Source organism: Trichodesmium erythraeum IMS101 (assembly GCF_000014265.1).
Lineage (GTDB): Bacteria > Cyanobacteriota > Cyanobacteriia > Cyanobacteriales > Microcoleaceae > Trichodesmium > Trichodesmium erythraeum.
On sequence record NC_008312.1, the window covers coordinates 1,707,565 to 1,727,866 of the forward strand.

General features: G+C 36.7%; 11 protein-coding genes. 6 read left to right on the plus strand and 5 right to left on the minus strand.

Translation table 11 applies throughout. The features are described from left to right. Positions 1–22: 22 nt before the first annotated feature. From TERY_RS05085 to TERY_RS05100, 4 genes are all read right to left on the minus strand, one after another. Positions 23–1,996, minus strand: coding sequence for a hypothetical protein (locus TERY_RS05085; protein WP_011610842.1), 1,974 nt, complete (start codon positions 1,994–1,996; stop codon positions 23–25). Positions 1,997–2,154: 158 nt separating this feature from the next. Continuing rightward, positions 2,155–4,170 (minus strand): tail fiber protein, encoded by a 2,016-nt coding sequence (locus tag TERY_RS05090; RefSeq protein ID WP_011610843.1) that lies wholly within the window; start codon positions 4,168–4,170, stop codon positions 2,155–2,157. Positions 4,171–4,589: 419 nt separating this feature from the next. After that, entirely contained in the window at positions 4,590–7,913 is a 3,324-nt protein-coding gene (locus TERY_RS05095) for a DUF6603 domain-containing protein (protein WP_011610844.1), read from the minus strand. Positions 7,914–8,066: 153 nt separating this feature from the next. Then, positions 8,067–12,017 (minus strand): hypothetical protein, encoded by a 3,951-nt coding sequence (locus tag TERY_RS05100; protein ID WP_011610845.1) that lies wholly within the window; start codon positions 12,015–12,017, stop codon positions 8,067–8,069. A 491-nt stretch (positions 12,018–12,508) separates the two neighbouring features. On the opposite strand from TERY_RS05100, the gene TERY_RS36280 reads away from it, so the two are divergent. The 6 genes from TERY_RS36280 to hpsN all read left to right on the plus strand — a co-directional run bounded on the left by TERY_RS36280 (position 12,509) and on the right by hpsN (position 19,179). Then, positions 12,509–12,757, plus strand: a complete 249-nt coding sequence (locus TERY_RS36280; RefSeq protein ID WP_011610837.1) for a transposase family protein — start codon at positions 12,509–12,511, stop codon at positions 12,755–12,757. Further along, on the plus strand, positions 12,744–12,986 hold the full coding sequence (locus tag TERY_RS36285; protein WP_052845808.1) for a transposase family protein: 243 nt from the start codon (positions 12,744–12,746) through the stop codon (positions 12,984–12,986). Before TERY_RS36280 ends, TERY_RS36285 begins: the two co-directional genes overlap by 14 nt. A 157-nt stretch (positions 12,987–13,143) precedes the next feature. Next, on the plus strand, positions 13,144–13,299 hold the full coding sequence (locus TERY_RS34555; protein WP_196797222.1) for a hypothetical protein: 156 nt from the start codon (positions 13,144–13,146) through the stop codon (positions 13,297–13,299). A gap of 732 nt (positions 13,300–14,031) precedes the next feature. Next, positions 14,032–15,501, plus strand: coding sequence for a phosphoglucosamine mutase (glmM, locus tag TERY_RS05110; RefSeq protein WP_011610846.1), 1,470 nt, complete (start codon positions 14,032–14,034; stop codon positions 15,499–15,501). Positions 15,502–15,797: 296 nt separating this feature from the next. Further along, positions 15,798–17,402 carry a hormogonium polysaccharide biosynthesis protein HpsL gene (gene hpsL / locus TERY_RS05115; RefSeq protein ID WP_011610847.1) on the plus strand — a complete coding sequence of 535 codons (1,605 nt, stop codon included), beginning with the start codon at positions 15,798–15,800 and terminating at the stop codon, positions 17,400–17,402. A gap of 796 nt (positions 17,403–18,198) precedes the next feature. Further along, entirely contained in the window at positions 18,199–19,179 is a 981-nt protein-coding gene (hpsN, locus tag TERY_RS05120; protein ID WP_011610848.1) for a hormogonium polysaccharide biosynthesis glycosyltransferase HpsN, read from the plus strand. A 148-nt stretch (positions 19,180–19,327) separates the two neighbouring features. Here hpsN and TERY_RS05125 read toward each other — a convergent pair whose 3' ends face one another. Further along, a complete protein-coding gene (locus TERY_RS05125; RefSeq protein ID WP_011610849.1) occupies positions 19,328–20,164 on the minus strand; it encodes a glycosyltransferase in 837 nt (278 codons plus the stop codon). Between the last annotated feature and the right edge of the window lie 138 nt (positions 20,165–20,302).

A 20,302-nucleotide genomic window follows, 5' to 3' on the forward strand; every position in this document is an offset into this window, starting at 1 on the left:
TTGACGTTTTTTTCTGCTCCAATTAGACTGACTCCTTAAAAACAAGTCTAACTTTTTGAACACCTTCTATCATTTGTAAGCCAAATTGACCAGAGGTAAATTCATCTTCATCTGAGCTGCTTAGAGTCTCCTTCATTTGTGTAGCGAACTTTTGTAAATCAATCACTTCTTTTTCTTCATTCTTCCAAGGAATAGGAATAGAGTTTTCCATTAATTCTCCTTCACTATTTCGTAGATTTTTTGACCATTCTGGAGAATCTTCCGTTGGTGCATCTAACCCAAAGTGCATTGACTCCGGTTGTAAGTGAATATCAACGGTTTTGATTTCTCCTTCAAATAAACAAAGTAACACATCTTTAGCTAAGGTTTCCATTCGTAGTAGGGGTAAAAGATTGGCTTCTGTGGGGTCAATTGAATCTAAATCACTTACAACCTGATCATATCCATCAACCAGTAAACCAGGCCAACCAGAAACTACTTGCGATCGCATAATAATTCCACTAATTGTTTTATTTTGCTGACGCAGAAAATTGTTAAGTTCTATAATTTTTTTATCGTCTGATAAATCACCTTTCGTAACACGACCAACACTAAACGCACCATCCTGTAAGCAGTCTATCCAAACAGAATCTAAACAGAAGAAACGGATAGATTCTGGGGGTAATAAGCCCTCATCAGGTACTAAATAATTAAAAGGAACACCTTGTAATAATCCTAACCCTTGAAACCATTGTTTGACAGGGTTTGGGATAATTTTTTTTGTTTTGCTACTTGTGGAGTTAATTAGTCGTAAATGGGTCTGTTGTTGTTGCAAACGTTTGATATTCTGTACAACTTCTCGTTTCCATTTGAATAGTTGAACCGCTAACCCTTGATTTTCTAACATTAACATTCGACCTAATTGCCAAGCAGCAGAATAGGAAATATCAAACATTCCAATTTCGGAATCATAGCGTAATAGTTGATCCGATGCTTTCATAGGAAACTCATAGATTTCTTGTTCTTTATCATTAAAAGCTGTACCTAGGGGACTGCTATACCAAGAATAGGTTTTACTTCCTTTTCGGAGGGAATGGGGAATAGTAACGTATCCTTTTTTTAAGTATTCTTCTGCTTTTTCATTATCACTTTTGGGAAGTCTTGGCGAGGAAGGAGCATGATTTAATCTTTGCAATAATTTGGTGAAACTTTGCTCAGGATCAATACAAGAAAATTCCCAACTCGCTAAACTAACAAAGCGAATTAAATCGTCTTCTTTTGCATCCATAAAATAAAATTTATTATTAGAATAACGCCCTTCTATTGACACTAAATAAACCGTACTTTTGCCACTGGGTTCGGGGAGACGATTACAAATAATTGTAGAATATTCTTTCTCAAGTAGCTTTAGATTTTCTTCTGATGCTGATGCTAGTAATCTTCGACGAACATGAGCAGTATAAGAAAGATCCTCGTAAGTTGGTAAAATGTCTTGAAGATATTTCTTTTTAACATCAATAACAGTCACTTGTTGGTTTGGCGTTTGTCCTAATTCTAATACCATTGTAGGATATTTAATATTAGGAGAGTTTTCTGTAATTAATTCCGAAAGGGTAACATTTTTGGGTTTGGGTTTATCCTCTTCATTCCCGTCAAAATCGCTTTCTCGGAATAATAATAAAATTAACCAAGGCAAGTTGTCATCTGTTTGTCCAGGGTAACGTTCCCAAGGCAAGGTACTTCTTTTAAAAGTAATATGGGGTAAAACGTTGGAATGTTCTCCTAAACTTTCAGGGGGAGGAAAAACGGCATAAATATCATTAGGAGATAAGGGACCAAATCGTTCACCTTGGACAACAAAAGTTAGTTCACGACTATAGGTTTTACCATTACCATTGTTATCAATTTTATCCCCTGCTTTGATGGTTTGTTCGACTTTTAAGTCATAAGTTCCACTTTCTAATGCAGGCTGATGGAATTGGATAAATTGAACTTTTCCTTTTTCAGTTGTTGGCATGGGAATGACTCCTTTTTGTTAGTTTATAATTGAGTTGGTTGGGTTAGCAGTAACGTAACCAAACAAAAGGTTAATGGATGTTGGGTTTCACTTTGTTCAACCCAACCTAGTGTACAATTATGTTAATTATTTTACTTCAGTAGTTAGCCCACAAAAAATTATGTTTTGATGATGTAATTAAGTGCATAATAAGGTGGTCGGTTTTCGAAAGGTTTATTGTTTCCTATTACCTGAAGAGCTTCACAAGAGCCAAGATTTGGCTCTCTGAGACTGTTATTAACATTGTTTGAGGTAGTCACTTTTCCATCCTTTTTTAAAATGAATTTATATTCACCCTTACTATGATCATGGCTTGGCATTTCGTCTTTTGTTAACGTGTGCTTTTCTTCTCCGCCTTTGGCATTAAGACTGTAGGAGTAGCCATCTTTATCTCCAACACCGATGATAAATCTTCCTTTTAAATCTGGAAGAACCTTTATTTCATCAAGCACCTTGTATAATTCTGAATACTGCTCCCAGTCGTATGACTGACCATTGCATAACAACCAACCTTCAGGGGCTGTTAAACCTGCATAAGGAACAATTGTCCCTACAGGAACGACCCAGCCAGTGCTATCTTTAATTCGTCCACACCCAACTTCTAGGTTACCTTCCTGATCAAGCAGCATCTGTGTGCGACCCCCATCACCAGGGGTTGTACTTGTTTCTTCATGACTACCTCCTAGATACCAAGCAAAGTATCCGTTTGTTCGGAAATAAGTGGTATTGCCTTGTGTTCCAACTCCATACTCTGGACCCCATAAGTTAATTCTTTGTCCAGTCTGACCACTTTTGGCAGGAAATTGCAAATCACCGCGCGATGTTAATTCCATCAAGGGTAAGTCATTTTTCTGTTTATAAAATTTGACAGATATATCATCATTTGATGTATCGGTATCAGACCGAAAAATCAAAGTGCCCGTGTGGTTAATTTCCCCTGGAGCATCTAGACTAATCCCATCTTTCACGGTGAGAAGTCCATCTAATGATTTGTTGGTTCCTATGCGGACTTTCTCATCAAAAACTAAGGGAGCTTTTTCAATTTGACAAACAAATTGTCCGTCTCGGTAACCATCAATATATTGATAGCGTAAATACAGGTTAGTCTCTCCTGTGGGGTGCGCTGTAGTAATACCATCCAAGTTAATTAACAAGGTTTCTTGCGAGTTTAAGACCACATCAGATTCTTGAGGAATAAACGTCCATTCCAAAGCCTTAGTTTGACCGTTAACCTGAATTTCTTCCGGACCATCACTAAGTTGCTGCCAATTATTAATAGTAATATTAACACCATTGACATCATCTTGAGTACCTAATGCCCAAGGAACCGAATCTTTATCTCCTACTTCTAAAACAATCACTAACTGAGAACATTGATCCGAGTTTGCATTATAATTAAAGGTAATTGCTGAGTTATCTGCATTTGAAAGATTTGTGTTAGTAATTCGCAGTTGCAGACGGCTATTGTTATCGTGGGTATTGAAAACTTTATTAGAACCCACAAAACCGACATAGAGAGGGATGTTAGATTTTCCAGATGTTTTTTTCATTTCTAATGTTAGGGTAGTTGTTGTATCATACGAATCATCTTGTCCAGGGAATTTAACTTCCGCTATGCTAATGTTTTTCTCTCCAATTATCCAGTTAATGTTGACATCAGCGACTGCTCTGGCGCTAGCACTGTTATTAGCCAAATCAATAACCTCTGTTAAGATAGCCTCTGTAGCACTGTTATTAGCCAAACCAGCAACCCCTGTTAAGATAACCTCTGTTTCTTGACCAGGGTTGAGGATTATTGGTGCTTCTGTCCACAATAAATACAAACACACATAGTTAGGATCTGTTTTGATATAAAGTGACCAACTTTCGGTTTCTTCAATCTTAATTTGGTCGGGATCAGCTAAAATTCCTGGCTGAAACGTTAATTTAAAATGATAATGTTCAGCACTAGCTATCGTTACCTCTGGAATGGAAGCAATTGTGATAACCTTATCAGAAAGAGTATTTCTGAGACCAATATGGAGTGGGGTAACTGTCTCAGGTGTTCCTAACAGTAAACATTGGCAATATTCTTCCTCATCTTCGTCTTCTGGCTCATAACACCAGAAAAACTCAAACGGCATTATGGGTGACATAAACTTAGTTCCTTCATATTAGTTATAAGTTGTATAGTATGCTTGATGACACTATATTGTTATTCTTTGATTAAGTCAATAGAGCTGTCGCTAAACAGAGGGAAAAATCGCTCTAACTTAGACGGAGCAAAAGTTTTATTTTTCTTGTTTTCCAATAGCTACAATCTTTGCTGAACTTGGTTTTAGGTGATTTTTTAAGTGATAAAGCGACAAGTCTAATGCTCCCCTTATACTAAACTTAACCCAAACTTACATGGATCAGGAATTACATAGGCTTTGGAGCTAGCTTCAGTGTTTCACGAATATAGCACTGACCGCAGTCTATAGCTTACCTATTCTATAATCTAGGCTTTAAATTGCTCTTAACTTAAGCCAAATAAAATACATAGTACTCTAAGTTGACAGCAGCATTAGAATCTTTAGGTTAATTTAATGAGGGGGGCAAAGACGAAACTATTAGCGATCGCCTCAGCCTCATCCTCATTCATATCCACTTGATAAACATCCCAGCCCAAAGCGGCTAAAATCTTGTTACGTTGTTCATTACTGCCTACTGTTTGCATAATTTTATTTCGTTTATTTTCTTCATCTAAGTTGGGATTAGGCACAAAGGGGGTACAAGACTCCCAAAGATAAGCATCCTCAACCTTTTCAGTCTCATACTGTAAATGTTCAACTCCAATTTCATGAGTTTTACCTGCTTTAGGGAGTTCTGCTGGTAGAATGCGGAAACCAAAGAACACATTCTCTATAAATTGCTTCCCATTGACTTCAGGGGGTTTAATATGACCATTCACCATATTAGGTTCTCCCCAAGTAGAAGTGGATGCAAGTTTAGTGATAGGTTCAAACTTAAACTTGTCTTCTGCTCTTTCTCTGGAGTCTTTACAAATTGTCACCTTATGGGTAGTGTCCAATTCATTATTATCCACTCCCATTGAATTAATACCAAAATTAGTATCTGTATTAATTTCTTTCTTCTGTTCTCCAACAAACGCTTGTTTTGTAGGAACTAAGCTATCAGTACTCATTTCAAAAACAGTGGGATTAATAATCCAAACTTCCTTTTGTTCTTCTTTTCTTGTTGGTTCAAGAACTTGTTTGACTAACCCATTAATAGAGGTGAGACTACAAACATTTTCGGGTTCAGGTAAAAAGGTGTCCTCAAACTCATCCCATTTAATGGGCACTGGATAAATGGAACTTTGATCCCCAATTTTAATAGTAACTTTGCACACAAAAACACGAAGCTCTAATTTACCGCCAAAGTCAGGGCCCCAGATATGAACCCCCATACCTAAACCTACCGAAAGTGCACCAACACCTACCCTGACAGAGCAGTAAACATTCACATCATAATGATAGGGTGCCCAACCGAGGAGTAAATCAAGTCCTGCCTCAAAATGGGCCCAAACTGACCCCAGTTGATAGCGAATGTCCATCAGTCCTCCGGCCATGATCCCGTGACCACAGATAGCAAAATAAGCCTGAGCAGTAATATGGGAATGACTGTCAATTTGCCAATTCAAGCCCAGTCGAGGCACATTAGGGTAATAATCAGGCACTTGAAAGCGAGGATGATAACCCCCTTGAGTAAATACAAAATCACCCAAAAACCATAACCCGTAAGCAAAGCCACCCGTTAACCGACAATTGCGACTAAAGATGTAGGAATTTTCCGTCAGTTGTCCTTGAATTAGAATCACCCCTTCCATTGGGTTGAAGCGGCCAGCGATCGCTAATTCCGCCATAGCGATCGGTTCATAATTGTCTTTTAGTTTAGTGGGTAACATCATTGTGGCAATACCCAGTAAGTTAATTTCAAACTCATTCTGACTTATTCCCAGAGTAATTAACCCAAACCCATCGACAATTTTACAGCCAGTAAATTTCAGTCCGAGCGCCCCAAACCCAGAGCCAATAGAGGGGGGAATATATTTATTTAAGGCCTCCAATTTTTCAGTAATAATTTCTCCTGTTTGATCAGGATCAATTTTTTGAGGTCCTTTTAGAGCTTCAGTAACTAGGGGAAACTTTTTAATATCTTCAAGGGGCGGAATAATTAAGTCATGGTTATAGCCAAACCCACCAGAGATTCCGGTAACAAAGAAGAATGGGGGACCACCGAAGGGATAATCTGCTGCTAAATAGAGAAATAGGGCAAATTGGTCACTATTCTGATAATCAGTAAAAGAACCAATAGCAGAAAGGGCTAAGGCAGGGCCAACTTTCTTTTGAAAACTTACAGTGACTATTCCTAAATATTCATCATAGTTGTTCTGCCCTTCTGCTCCATGTGCTACTAGGAAAGCACCCCCCATTTCCAAACTGCGGGTTTTTAATTCCAAACCAAAGCCATCAAGATTAAAGTGAGGCTTAAAAGCAGTTAAACCACTACTAATATACAGTCCATTTAGTGCCAGAGTAAAGCGAGAGACCTCAATAATAAATTTCGGGGTCAGACGCATTTCGCCTTTTGTGTAAACTAGTCCTACTTTATCGAAGTAAAGCGGTCCAAAAGATTTTTGAATATTTAACCAAACCCCATTATCTGCTAGGGTAATTACTCCATCTGAGCTGACGTTACCACTGTCATTATTTGTTGTTGTGGTCAAACTACGACTACCCCCTGCAGCAGTGGGAGGCGTTTTAACTAAAGGTAATAACCAAGCTTGAACAAACTGAGCAATTTTTTTATAAACCAGTCCTACCTTTTGGAAGTAAAGCCGTCTAAAGAGTTTTTGAGTATTTAACCAAGCTCCATTATCTGTAGGGGTAATTACTTCATCTGAACTGACCTTACCACTGACATTATTTGTTGTTGTGCTCAAACTACGACTACCCCCTGCAGCAGTGGGAGGCGTTTTAACTAAAGGTAATAACCAAGCTTGAACAAACTGAGCAATTTTGAAGTGTGCGCCAATACTTGCCCCTCTTTCTAGATTGTTAATAGAACTACAAGGGGGTTTAATTAGTAACTTGGTACCCAGTTCTTCTAGTAAGCTATTAATGGTTTTAACTTCTTTTTGTGTAAATTTTTGGAAGGAAACTAAAAATTCAAAAGCAAATTCACCTTCTAGGGAATTAGGGGGAAGTAAAGACCCGGCTAATGGAATATCACTCAAGGCAATTTCTGCATCAAAGCCAATGCTAAATAGCATTTTATTTTGATTTCTTTGACCATTATTTGTGCTATTAATAACAAAAATAACATCCGAACCCAAAGAAAAATTCAACAATTCATCAGGAAATAGATCAGTTAATGATGGACAAATTTCACTAACTAAATTTGATAAATTAACATTACCCAGATTTTGGTTAGCATTAGCATCTAATGAACCTACCACTAATTTAGTATTTTTACCGGATTCAGTTTTAGTTTGATAATCTAAACGAAAGACAAGAGCTCCTGTTGGTTTTATTGGAATTGATAAAGATCCCCCATATACACCTTTGTAATTATTTCCATTATCATCAGTTTTGATCTCAATTACCAGGCTACCACTGAGTTCTTTAGTGGTTAAGCCCTGGCCCTCATCTTGTTCAATGGCAATGGTAACACCTAACGTAAAAGTAAAATTGTTCTGATCTTGGGTGCAGCTTGCTTGCCTAAGAGTAAAGATATCAATGGTATTTAAACTAACATCATCAAATAAAAACTCTGTCTGAATTAAATTAATAAAAGCTTGAATGTCATTTAGTCCTGCTACAATTTCAGCATCAATATTAGGAGATTTTTGCATAATTTTAGTTCCCCAAAAAGCATGTTTTGATTGTTCATTTGTATCACATTATTAGCCTGTCTGATTCATCTCACACCATTTGGTGTGAGGCTCAATAGCGACTTCAGCTAAATAGAATAGAAAGGTAGCCCAGAGGGCTAGCCCACAAGTGAGTTATTCATCTGTGATGTTGGCTCGACTAAGTTGCAACCATCCTTCCAAGGCTTCTTGCATTTGAGTAAATGTTGCTCTGGTGTTAATAGGTTTAATAGTTGCTCTTTCCGTCCATTCTTCCCCGTTCTCTGACTTAGTTAACGATACCCAAGACCAAGTTGCATTAGCTTCTGGAGATAAAGGCATGGCTAGTTCCCCAGAATTAGACAAAATGGGAGTAGAAAGGAAGTTCACCTCCATTTTCTCTAAGGCTTGGTTATAATGCTCGGAGGGTAAACGCAATTCTTGATTAGGTAAAACACCACAAGAAGCATGAACTAAGCCCCTGGGGTCAATTAACATTGTTACGCTTTGGGGTTCAGCATCCACGTTTTGCAGAAAGTGAACGATTCCCTCACTATCGGTAATAATGTTGTTACTATCTACTAAATTGCTTTGAGTGGCATAGAAGATATTGTTTTCATATTCATAATCGCCCTCTATCCCGTTGGCCTTGGGTATTTCTTTCCAATAACCCACCAGTCCATCATTGAGTTGTTGATAATCCCCTAAGCGAATGGGAACTTGTACTCCTGTAAAACCATAAGAAGGAAATTCATTTTCTTCCTGAACCAGAACCGTCGGATCACAAGCGGGTAAACCTTTTACCTCTAAACTAAAAGTGGCTCTAACAATAGCCATCGGTCGTCCGACTAATAAGGCTAAACCGGTATTTTGAGCGAAACTTTCGGGGTCAATGGTTTCTAAGGCATTATCCACAGTAGAAAGAAACTGCTGTTGAAAATCTTTCCCTTGTTCTAAAAGATGGTGAGCCAACTTCTGTAGATGATCATTTCCTAACAGAGGATAACCATTATGATCACGAGATAGTTTTACTCCTGGGGCATTACGCCAATTTCCCAGTAAATCAATGGAGCCCAAACTGCGACCTTGATTATCATAGATAGCTAGGTTACTATCCAAATTATTAGGAACAATCCAACCACAAACAGGTGTCCTGGCAGGGATTTTAGTATATTCAACTTCCTGTAAGGCATCTGCTGATAACCAATGGAAGTTAAGACGGGAGGATTGAGCAATACGGGGAGGTAAAATGGCTTGATAATTCACAGAATTTTTATCGGCTGGGGTCATTTGATAAGTTGTGACAATTTTAGTATTCTGATTGGAATCATTAACGACTTCTTGGTATTGTCCGAAGGTATCAATTAACCACAACTTCTTAACTGAAAATCCACCACTACGAATCGGGTTAAAAATATCACCTGAGAGAATTTTGTGTTGTAGCCTATTCCCTAAACTCCAACGCACTTGTTCTGTAACTAGTTGGCCAATATTATCAGTATCAAGGGGATCATCTACTTGTAGTTGTAGTGTCGGTTGTCCTAATAAAAGAGTATCATTGAAACCACCAAGCATTTGTGCCTGACAATCTAGTGTTTTCATCTTTCTATAAGCCCACAAAGCTATAAAAGTAGGATCGGCTGCCTGTTGTTCTTGTATCTCTAATTGATTTTCCTCTTGATACCAGTTGGTAATTTCATCTAAATTATCATCCAAATAGTTTGAGGTTTGATCTTTTTCAGAAATATTATTTTTGGAGTAGTAATTAGGCAGTAATTGTTCATTGAGGTAAGTGCTCAGTCTTAGGATTAACTCTGTTCCCGCCGATGGGGTTAAAATACTAAACCCACTGTACGTATTACCATTGGAGATAAAGCTGCTTTCTTTTCCATCTCTAAGTTTCAAATCAATGGCATTTTTTTGCAACTCATAGTTATCCAAAATCTGATTAGAGTTATAGTCTTGAACTGTTGAAGACTCTATATCACGACAAGGATAGTTCAGAACGGACCAATGGAAAGCAAAAGGATTCCAAGGTTGTTGAGTCCAAGTGATGAAATTAATCGATTCTTTGCTCTCATCAGGTTGTAAGCTATTTATTTGATTCAGTAGATCCTGATGATTATTGAGAATTTCTGTAATATCAAAATCTAAAGGAATACATTCCAATAAATCGTCATCGTGTAACCGTCCATCTTGTCCAAACCGTAGGGGTGATTTTGTCGATTCCCCTGCTAATAAAATAACAGGATCATTGCCTCGCCAGTAACTTTGAGTTGGAAAGGTCCGAAGTTGATATTGAGTGGCTGAATTTTCGTTATAAGTTGTTATGGCTTGGGATAACTCATTAAGTTTCTTGACCAGATTAAAGGCAACTTGAGCCTCACTCGGTGGAATATAAATAGTAAAAATACCGCCTTCGACTTTGACAGGATAGGTTAGTCCATTATCTTGTATTTCCCATTCTTGATCATCAATAATCTTGGAGACAATTGGGCTATCCGATATTTCTACCCCACAGTTCTTAAATTCAACTTGTATGTCTTCCCATTTGTTAAAAGAGCTGTTAGTGGCTAGTTGCATAGTATCCACATAATTACTGAAATAAGTATTTAACCAAGATAGAATGCCAAACGGTAAGGTTTTACTAGTAACTGTAGTGTTTCCTTTCTCGTCTTGAGTAAATTCTAATTCTCCCGTTTTAGCGATCGCTGTTCGTAAGGGAATTAGACTTGTTTTATTGAATATCTGGTAAAAATTGGTAGGACTTGTTTTATGTGTAATAGAGTAATACCACTGAGTATACAAGCGATCGCGCAATGAACCAATATCTAACCAAGCCTGATTATAGTCTTCTTGGAGCGCGTTCAATTCATTTAATAACTGAGCAAGATGATCGGGAAGTAAATCTAAACTAGTTTTTGTGTTGGGTTGTTCGAGTTGGGAAGATCGAGGCATCAATAACCACAAAACACCCTCATTTTGTGCCCCAAATCCTCTTTCCTGTCGACCTTCTCGGAATTTAGCATCAAGATCCAGTTTTCGAGATTCCAAGCGCTCTGATAAATGTAACGTTTCTAAGGTATCCTGAATACTTTTACGGACAGTTTTTCCCGAGTCATTAGTATCCCCATTAAATTCCTGGGCTAAATAAGCAGAAATAGCTTCTGAGTCTGAATTGCCAATGGCAAGAGTGGGTGTTTCCAAAGTTGGCCAATTCCCTGCCCCGGTAAAAGTTATGCGAGAATGATAAAGAGTGCGATGTAGTATATCTTTTACACCTTCAAAAGTCCAATAAAACTGCTCTTGTAGAGCTTGTAAGAATTCTTCAGCTGTTGTACAACTATTAGCTTCGACAAACTGTTTTAAACAGTCGTCTTCTGCATCACTATACCAACCAATTACATCATATTGTAAGTCTTTAGGAGGTGTATCAGTTTCAAAATCAGGATCATGAAACCCAAAAACACTATAACAGTTAGGATAAAAGGCTGCAAAGGTAGCTTTAACTTCATCAAAAATAGGGATGGTTGCCTGGTTGCCCATAGCGGTTAATTCTTCAGCATATTCTGGGTTTTCACCACCTTCTTCTGGCCACTGACTTAATTCCCAACATTTCCCCATATAACGATACCGTTGGTATTGATAAGTATCAGGCTTTTTGGGATCAACGGTTGCTAGATCAGGGGGTTGAATGAGAATATTAATGGCATTTGGTGGACTACTACTACTATCATTCGGATCTAACTCAGGGTATAAATAGTCACTTTCAATAACCCAAGTTTTCTCTTCTGTTTCTCCCCCTTTACGTACAATTAACCAACGGTTGGGAACTACTGGAAAAGTTGTTCCATTACTGTCGTGCTGTCCATTTGTTAGAGCATCAGGTAAAGACCAATGGAGATGGATTCCTTTTTTCAGGGTAAATTCGTGGTTAAATAATGGGCCTAAAGCTGTTTTACTTAAATTTTCGCTTCCTGAGTTGTAAGTATGCTCCTTATATTTATAAGGCAATAACGTATAGTCAACCATAGCTCTGACAGCTTGTTTATCCTCTTTTAAACATAGAGCATCAGTATGGATAGGAACTAGTAAGGTTTTACTCATAACTTTTTTAGGTTTTATTTATAGTTTACTTATTAACATTGAGTGTGATGGACCAGAGAACATTGAAAAAAGACTGAAATAATTAGTGCCAAATTTTAATTTGATCTCAGGTACGGTTGCCTGATTTTTAATAGCGGTTAATTCCTCAGGATATTCCTTATTTCCGCCTTCAAGCCACTGCCATAAATTTCCAACATTTCCCCAACAAGACCGTTGGTGATAAGTATTGGGATTATTGGAATCAATGGTTGCCAGTAATAGAAATTACATGAGAATATAAATGGCATTTAGTAGAACACTATTATTCCTCGACTCTAAGTCAGAATATAAATAGAGTTGTTGGGAAATAAGGTAAAATAATTTCAGAAAAAATTTGCCATAAAAATGCTAAATATTGAACGAGCCTTAAAACAAGACAGATTACTCAGAGCATTAACACCCATTAAACCGTAAAGCATTTGAATCTTTGTTGGAGTCCTTTGGGCAAATGTATGAGCAAACATTGCACTCGCTCACCTCGTCAACGCTCTGTTGGAGGAGGTCTTTTGGCTCGTTTACGCACTCTACAAGACAAATTGTTTGACATTCTCTTCTACTTTAAATGTTACCCGACTTTTGACTTAGCTGGTATCTTGTTTGATATCGACCGTAGTCAAGCACATTATTGGGTTCATCGCTTACAAACTATGTTAGAAGCAGCCTTGGGAGAAAAAAAGGCGCGATGCATTGCGTCAAATTAACAGTGTCCAAGGATTCATAGAGCGTTTCCCTCGAGTAGAACGAGTGATAATGGATGGCACAGAACGGCCAGTACAAAGACCAACTCACTCTGAAAAACCAAAACTGAATTATTCAGGAAAAAAAAAGCGTCACACTCGCAAACATCTAGTAGCAGTTAATCAAAACAAGAAAGTGCTGGTATTGAGTCAGGCACGAGAAGGAAAGCTGCATGAAGTCGAAGTTCCATGACCAGGAAAAATTGATAGGAAATATACCTCTAGAGATTCCGATAGAAGTAGACAGTGGTTTCCAAGGTCTCCACGCATCAGTATGAAAATATCCGAATCCCCCATAAAAAACCAAAAGGGGGAGAGTTAAGTGAGCAACAAAAACAGATTTTCGGAAATTGAGTCAATCAAGGGTAGTCTGTGAAAACGCCTTCGCGGGCGTCAAGCGTTATGGAGCTGTCAGTCAGATTTATCGTAATCACAAGTATGATTTTGATGACAAATTAATGCTAACAGCAACTGGTGAGTGGAACTTATATCTGATGACAGCATAAGTAGTCAAATTACTAGGGAAATATGTCAAGTTTTCGTTTGAGTTTTTTCTCTCCTAAGTTATTTCCCAACAACTCTAATAATTATTTGATAGAATCAATGGGAGGATTTCTCTTGCTCACCTCTCCTTCAAAAGCCATACATCATAGTTTTGCTCCTCATCAGGCTCCTAATTTGAGATATACATCTAAGAATTCGTCATTTATAATAGTAGATTATTCCCTTCCGATAGTTTAGTTGAACAATATCACAAGGGTTAGGATTCGCCATTAATAACACTAGATGTCCTCCTTCCGGATAGCTGAGTTTTGAAGCTTATTAAAAATGTTACTTTTTTTTATGACAACTACACAATAAATCTATTTAAACTTGCTCTCAAGATTTCATTATTTTTTTTTAAACATTTTTTTTTCAACTAGCATATGTTAATTGACAGTGACAATAAAAATTGGTTAAAGGCCATTTAAAAAACTAGATCAAGGTATTTGACTTGAACTTTTAGGTCAATAGTTCAAAGACTTATATTATATCATGTCCTGATAATTAGTTATAAAAAACTTCCTCCTCTTCTCACCTGACTTCTGTAGAGGCGTTTCATGTCACGCAGCGAAACGGCCTCCCCTACTTCTCTTTAGTTATTTATACTTATGCAACCTGACATGATATTAAATCCGGAAATGCTATCCTCTTTGTTGAGAGTAAAAATAACTTAACCTTGACAAGGAGTTAAAATTATGGTTACAACACCATCATTCAAGCCAACTTACGAACAAAACACTTTTAAATTATCACCTACAGCAACAACAACAACGTTGCCTTGGAATAATACCTCACTGCCCACAACACCCCTATTTGGGACAGATGGCATTCGGGGCAAAGCAGGAGAATTACTCACCGCCCCTATGGCCCTACAAATAGGTTTTTGGGCAGGACAAGTATTGCCCCAATATTGTCAAAATCCTGGCCCGATAATTATGGGTCAAGATACTAGAAACTCAGGTAATATGCTGGCAATGGCTCTCTCAGCAGGTTTGACAGCAGCAGGGTTAGAAGTTTGGAATTTAGGTTTATGCCCTACCCCTTGTGTTGCCTATATCACAAGTATTTCAGAAGCAATAGGCGGAGTAATGATTTCCGCTAGTCATAACCCACCCGAAGATAATGGAATAAAATTTTTTGGTTCCGATGGTACAAAACTCTCTTCAGAATTACAGCAAAAGATAGAATCTGGAATTCGAGGTACCGCAAATTTTCCTACCAATCATAGTAACTGGGGACAGCATTACCATAGACCAGAATTAGTCAAGGAGTACCAAGCATCTCTACATTCTCCATTAACACCAGGATCTCTCCAGGGAATGAAAATAGTTCTAGACTTAGCTTGGGGAGCAGCAGTTCATACTGCCCCAGAAGTTTTTCGAGGAATGGGGGCAGAAATTATTTGTTTGCATGACCAACCCAATGGCGATCGGATCAACGTTAACTGTGGTTCTACCCATCTGTCTCACCTCCAACAAGCAGTAATAGAACATAATGCTAATCTAGGGTTTGCCTTTGATGGAGACGCAGACCGAGTATTAGCAATAGATTCTCAAGGTCGTTCTATTGATGGAGATTATATACTCTATTTCTGGGGTCAAAGCTTAAGTAAAGCAAGGTTACTACCAAACAATTTGATTGTAACTACAGTTATGGCAAACTTAGGTTTTGAACACGCTTGGAACAAACAGGGTGGAAAAATATTACGGACAAAAGTAGGAGACCAATATGTTCATGCTGAAATGCAGCGCACCGGATCTATGCTAGGCGGAGAACAATCAGGACATGTTCTTTGTCCCCACTATGGCATTACAGGAGATGGTCTAATGACGGCCTTACATTTGGCAACCCTAGTCAAAAATTCTGGAATTTCTCTAGCAGAGTTAGTAGACCAAAGCTTTAAGACCTATCCCCAATTGCTCAGAAATGTTAGAGTTGAAGACCGCGATCGACGGGCCAACTGGAAAAACTGCGAACCATTAGTCAAAACTATAGAAGAAGCAGAAACAGCCTTAGCAGATTTGGGACGAGTATTAGTCCGAGCCTCTGGTACAGAGCCGGTAATTCGAGTCATGGTAGAAGCTATTAATCTAGAACTAGCAAAATCTTGGACAGAAAATATAGTTTTAGCAGTCCAGCAGCATTTATTACCTACTAAAGACTAAAACATAGATGATCCTAGACAAGCTACAAAATATCTAGGATCTCAAAAAAATCAGGAGTGTGCAGATAGCAAAAATATTTGCTATTCAAGCCAATGAATATAATATCATAAAAGTCAGAAAATAGTAAAAAAAAATGATATATATTTTGAGTATTATGATAACGTTAAAAATTTATGGGCAGAATATTAACTTTCTATCTAAGCAAGTAAATATTGAAACGGGTTTTCAGTGAATCTTTTGCAGTTAATGATGAAAAATATCTAGCTTGATCTAGTTTTCAAGAAACTGACTCCAAAATGCCAAAAAAACAAAAGTCTCAAAAGAAATTAAAAAAGAAAGGCAAACCTGCTACTCCCCAGATTAGCAAAAAGAAATTAGCTGCTAGGAAGCGCAAACGAGCCAAACAAATTCAGCAATTTATTGGTTCCTTGGCAACTTATGGTGGTCTTGGTGCCATCATTGGTCTTGTATTATTTTTTGTTGCAGAACCAAAAATAGGCCTTGCTGGTGGTTTTGGTCTGGCAGTTTTAGCTCTTTCTTTTAAATATCCAATGTTGGGACTTTGGGGATTTCTAATGTATTTGCCCTTTGCTGGTACTGTTACTTACTGGGTAGGTGACGGAGGTCCTATATTTCAGCTAGCCAAAGATGGGTTTTATATTCCTGCAATCATTGCTATTAGTTTGTGGTGCAAAAAGACAGGAAATCCATTCATTATTCCCAAATCAATAAAAAATCCCCTGTATGCTTTATTGGGCTTGTGTCTCATAACTTTATTCTTAGTTAATGGTGTACAACACTTTAACCCTCCCCAACCAGGAGATAAGGCAATTCCTATGGGAATATTGGGACTCAAAGTCATGATCGGCTACTTACCTCTGATCACGGGGGCTTATTATCAACTCAAAAGTAAAAAAGAGTTATTATTTGTTGCCCGTCTGACACTAATACTAGCTATTATCTGTTGCTTACTAACTATCGTACAATACCAATACCTTTCTTCTGGTAAGTGTAACGGTACTAGGGGTCAAACTGGAGACGCACTATTTAAGGCAAGCTTAGAAGCTAAATGTTTGGTAGGAGGTGCTCTAGTATTTAGTCCTAGTCAAGGCATGATTCGTTTACCAGGTACTTTTGTTGCACCTTGGCAGTGGGGATGGTTCTTGATTTCTAATGCTGCGTTTACCTTTGCAGTTGCTTTTAGTGACCCTTCTTCCCTCTGGCGAATGGGAGGGTTATTTGGTATGGCAGTAGTTTTTATTAATGCAGCTATTAGCGGTCAAAGAATTGCTTTAGCTTTAGTTCCCACAACAACAATAATACTCTTAATCTTAACAGGTCAGCTAGCTAACTTTAAACGGTTGATACCCATTGGAGCTGGACTAGCTGTTATACTAGGAGGTCTAATAGTATCTAATCCCGTAATTGTTCAAGAGCGGATAAATAGTTTTGTTGGTCGCTGGAATGCTTCACCGCCAACTGCTTTTATTTCAGAACAATTTGAGCAGTCTAATCATGCACAAAAAGGGTTTTTTGGTATCGGTCTTGGACGGGCTACTAATTCAGCCCGAGTTTTTGGTAAAACTAAATTAATTGAAACTTATTATCCTAAGTTAATCTATGAAATAGGACCTATAGGCACAATAGCAATGTTAGTTCTATTAACAAATATTACTGTTAGTACTTTTAAAGCTTATCGCTCAGTTAAAGATAAAAACATGCGCAGTTTAGGTGCAAGCTATTGGGTTTTTGTTCTCATAATTAGTTATAACACTTATTATTACCCTCTTGATGTAGATCCAGTTGCAGTTTATTACTGGTATTTTGCTGGAGTCATTATGAAACTGCCAGAAATTGATAAAATTGAACAGATAAAACTTAAAGAAGCTGAGGAAAATTGAGTTTATTCAATAATAAATTTGTGGAAATTAATTTTGTAAATTATTAAATTTCTCAAATTCATCAAGATTATTTCAGCCCTTTTTTTGTTTTACTATATATTTTCTATTATATGTTTTAAACATAGCATATTTTTTTGATTTTAGGTAGTTAAAAGAATAGATGTAATACACTTTGATCACATATTGATCCTAGATATAATATGAATTATATATTAAAAAAAAATCAAATTATATTTCTATTATTTTGGAAATAGATTGAAACAAATTAAATTAGCTAATTAAAAGAATTGAGCAAATTTATCAAGGCTATATATTAGTTGTGATATTTTTTAGAGAGATAGATTATAATATAGCCATACATAGTATTTTTTACTATAGAACTAGTCGTTTATTTATCAATAGTATGAAAAAAAATCTATCTGATCTATATGGAAGGATTTGATATTCTATTTATGCCCTTCTTTTTTATAGTTTGTTACTTAATTTTTGAATTATTGAATCAACAACAAAAAAAAGATAGGTTGTATCTGACGATTACCATCATTATTAGATATCTATTCATACCAAGTATATCTTATACATCAACCCCTATATTTTTTTATTCCATCCTTTAACAAAATATCTCAATCTTGAACCATGTTTAAAAGTAATTCTTGTGATGATAATTAAAATGCTCTTACTAAGAGTTTATTATTTGCCTTGATTTTCTTGGAAAACTTTTTCAAGAAGCTAGTTGTAGAGAAAAAAACTAGCAAATATCAATAAAATTAAACTTACTTTTAAAGGATAGCAGACTATGAATTTACCATCAATTTCCGTTGTTATTCCTACCTACGGGCGGGAGGAACCTCTAATAGATACGATCGCTGATGTTATTAAACAAGACTACCCTAATTTTGAAGTTTTAGTAGTTGACCAAACTGGGACTCATAAACCAGAAACTCAAGTTTATCTGGAAAAACAAGCTAATGCTGGTAGGATAAAATTGTTCCGCCTGACTTGGGCCAGCCTACCAGGAGCAAGGAATTATGCAGTCAGACGTTGTAGTGGCGAAATCATCCTTTTTATTGATGATGATGTACGTTTGCAAAAAGGATTTTTGGCGGCTCATGCTGGTAACTATATTGATCGCCCAGAGATAGGAGCAGTGGCAGGACGAGTATTTGATCGCATGAAATTAGGAGATTCTGGTGGAGAGTTGGAAATAGAAGATTTACCTCCAGAAGCGTCTGACCCTGGTATTGCTTGGTATCATATAGATTTGGTACATACGGTTAAAGCTCAACGAGTCATCTCAGCAAGAGGGTGCAATATGTCATATCGCCGAGAAGTTTTTACTAAATATGGTTTGAGTTTTGATGAGCGGTTTCGTGGCAGTGCAGTAAGGGAAGAGTCTGATTTTTGTTTGAGGTTACGACGAACTGGCTATCACATTTGGTTTGACCCAGAAGCTTCTTTAGTTCACTTGGGTGAAGAAAGTGGGGGTTGTCATGATATTTCTACAAGGTCTCTCAAATATCAAATTACTTTTTATCACAATCACTTTTTTATGGGATTAAAAAATCTCACTCCTCATCAATGTCTGCGTTTTTTTGGCAAATTATTTGATTGTCATGTGTTGGGGAACCCCCCTTGTTACAAAAGTGGTTCTCCTATAAAAATAATTACTCGCGGCGGTTTCTATATTCTTGGTTTTTTTAGTGCTGTTCAAACAAGGATTAAATCTATTTGGGATGACGGGCAAATTTATACAAAAAAAGTCAACACTCAAGAGTAATAATTCAAGAAACTCAAAAATTAAATAAAATTGTTTAAGAGTAGATCGCATAAGGTCGATCTTTATGGTTTTAAGCAAATACTAGAATTGTATAACCTGATTTTAGATAACAGTTTTTTTCAGCTTACTTGTAAAGATGAATTAAAACTTATTTCTTAAGTTTTCTCTGTAAGGCTTTTCGAAAATATACAGTTTGCTGGAAAATCATCTGTAATTTGGATGTAGACCACAATGATTTTTTTAAATATAATTCATATATATTTTTCCGTTGATCAGATATCCAAAAATACCAAGGTTTTGAAGAACCAATATAATGTATAATTCTAGCATTTTTCAAAGCGATATTGTCATCAGGTTTTTGAATTTTTCTTGGGCTTAAGTCCACTTGAAAATTCCATTTCCGATCAATTATTAAGTAATTCTGTTTGATTACACGATTTAAAGCGCTTTGGTCGTGGTATGGCAGCTTATCTCTATTTTTAGTTGCAAAATCAATTACTTTTGTTGAAATTTGTTCATTTCTCCATTTTTCTAAGTTAACAACCATAACACCACTATTAAAACCTTTACTTTTTACCAAAGTGCCAGAAAATCCTGAAGCAGCAATAAAGTAATTTTCTAGATCAATATTATATAGTTCTTCTAAGGGAGAAATTACAACAACATCAGAATCTAAATAAAGAACTTTATCTATATGCTTAGGGAGAATTTCAGCCATTATTAATCTATAATAAGTTGCATTGGAAACATGATCAGATACTTTTAATTTGCTAATTTTATCAAGGTTATTGATTATATATAAATGAAATGAACATTTATAATTTTTACTCAGCGTATCTAATTTTTGTTTTAGTTTTTCTTCCATAAAATTTGTGATTATATGTACATCAAAATGACTAGATAAATTATTTAATAATACAGAAGTGATTGCTACACCGAAGTGTTGTTGATAGTTTTGATCAAAACAAAATAATAGATTCATCATTCTTCTCTTTTATGCCCTGATATTTCTATAATCATCTTATCATAATAATAAAATATTCAGGCGGTTTTAAGGTAGGAGCAAGGAGGCAGAAGGAACAATAGTTAGAGCTATTTTTTTGAAAAGTATGTGATTTGATAA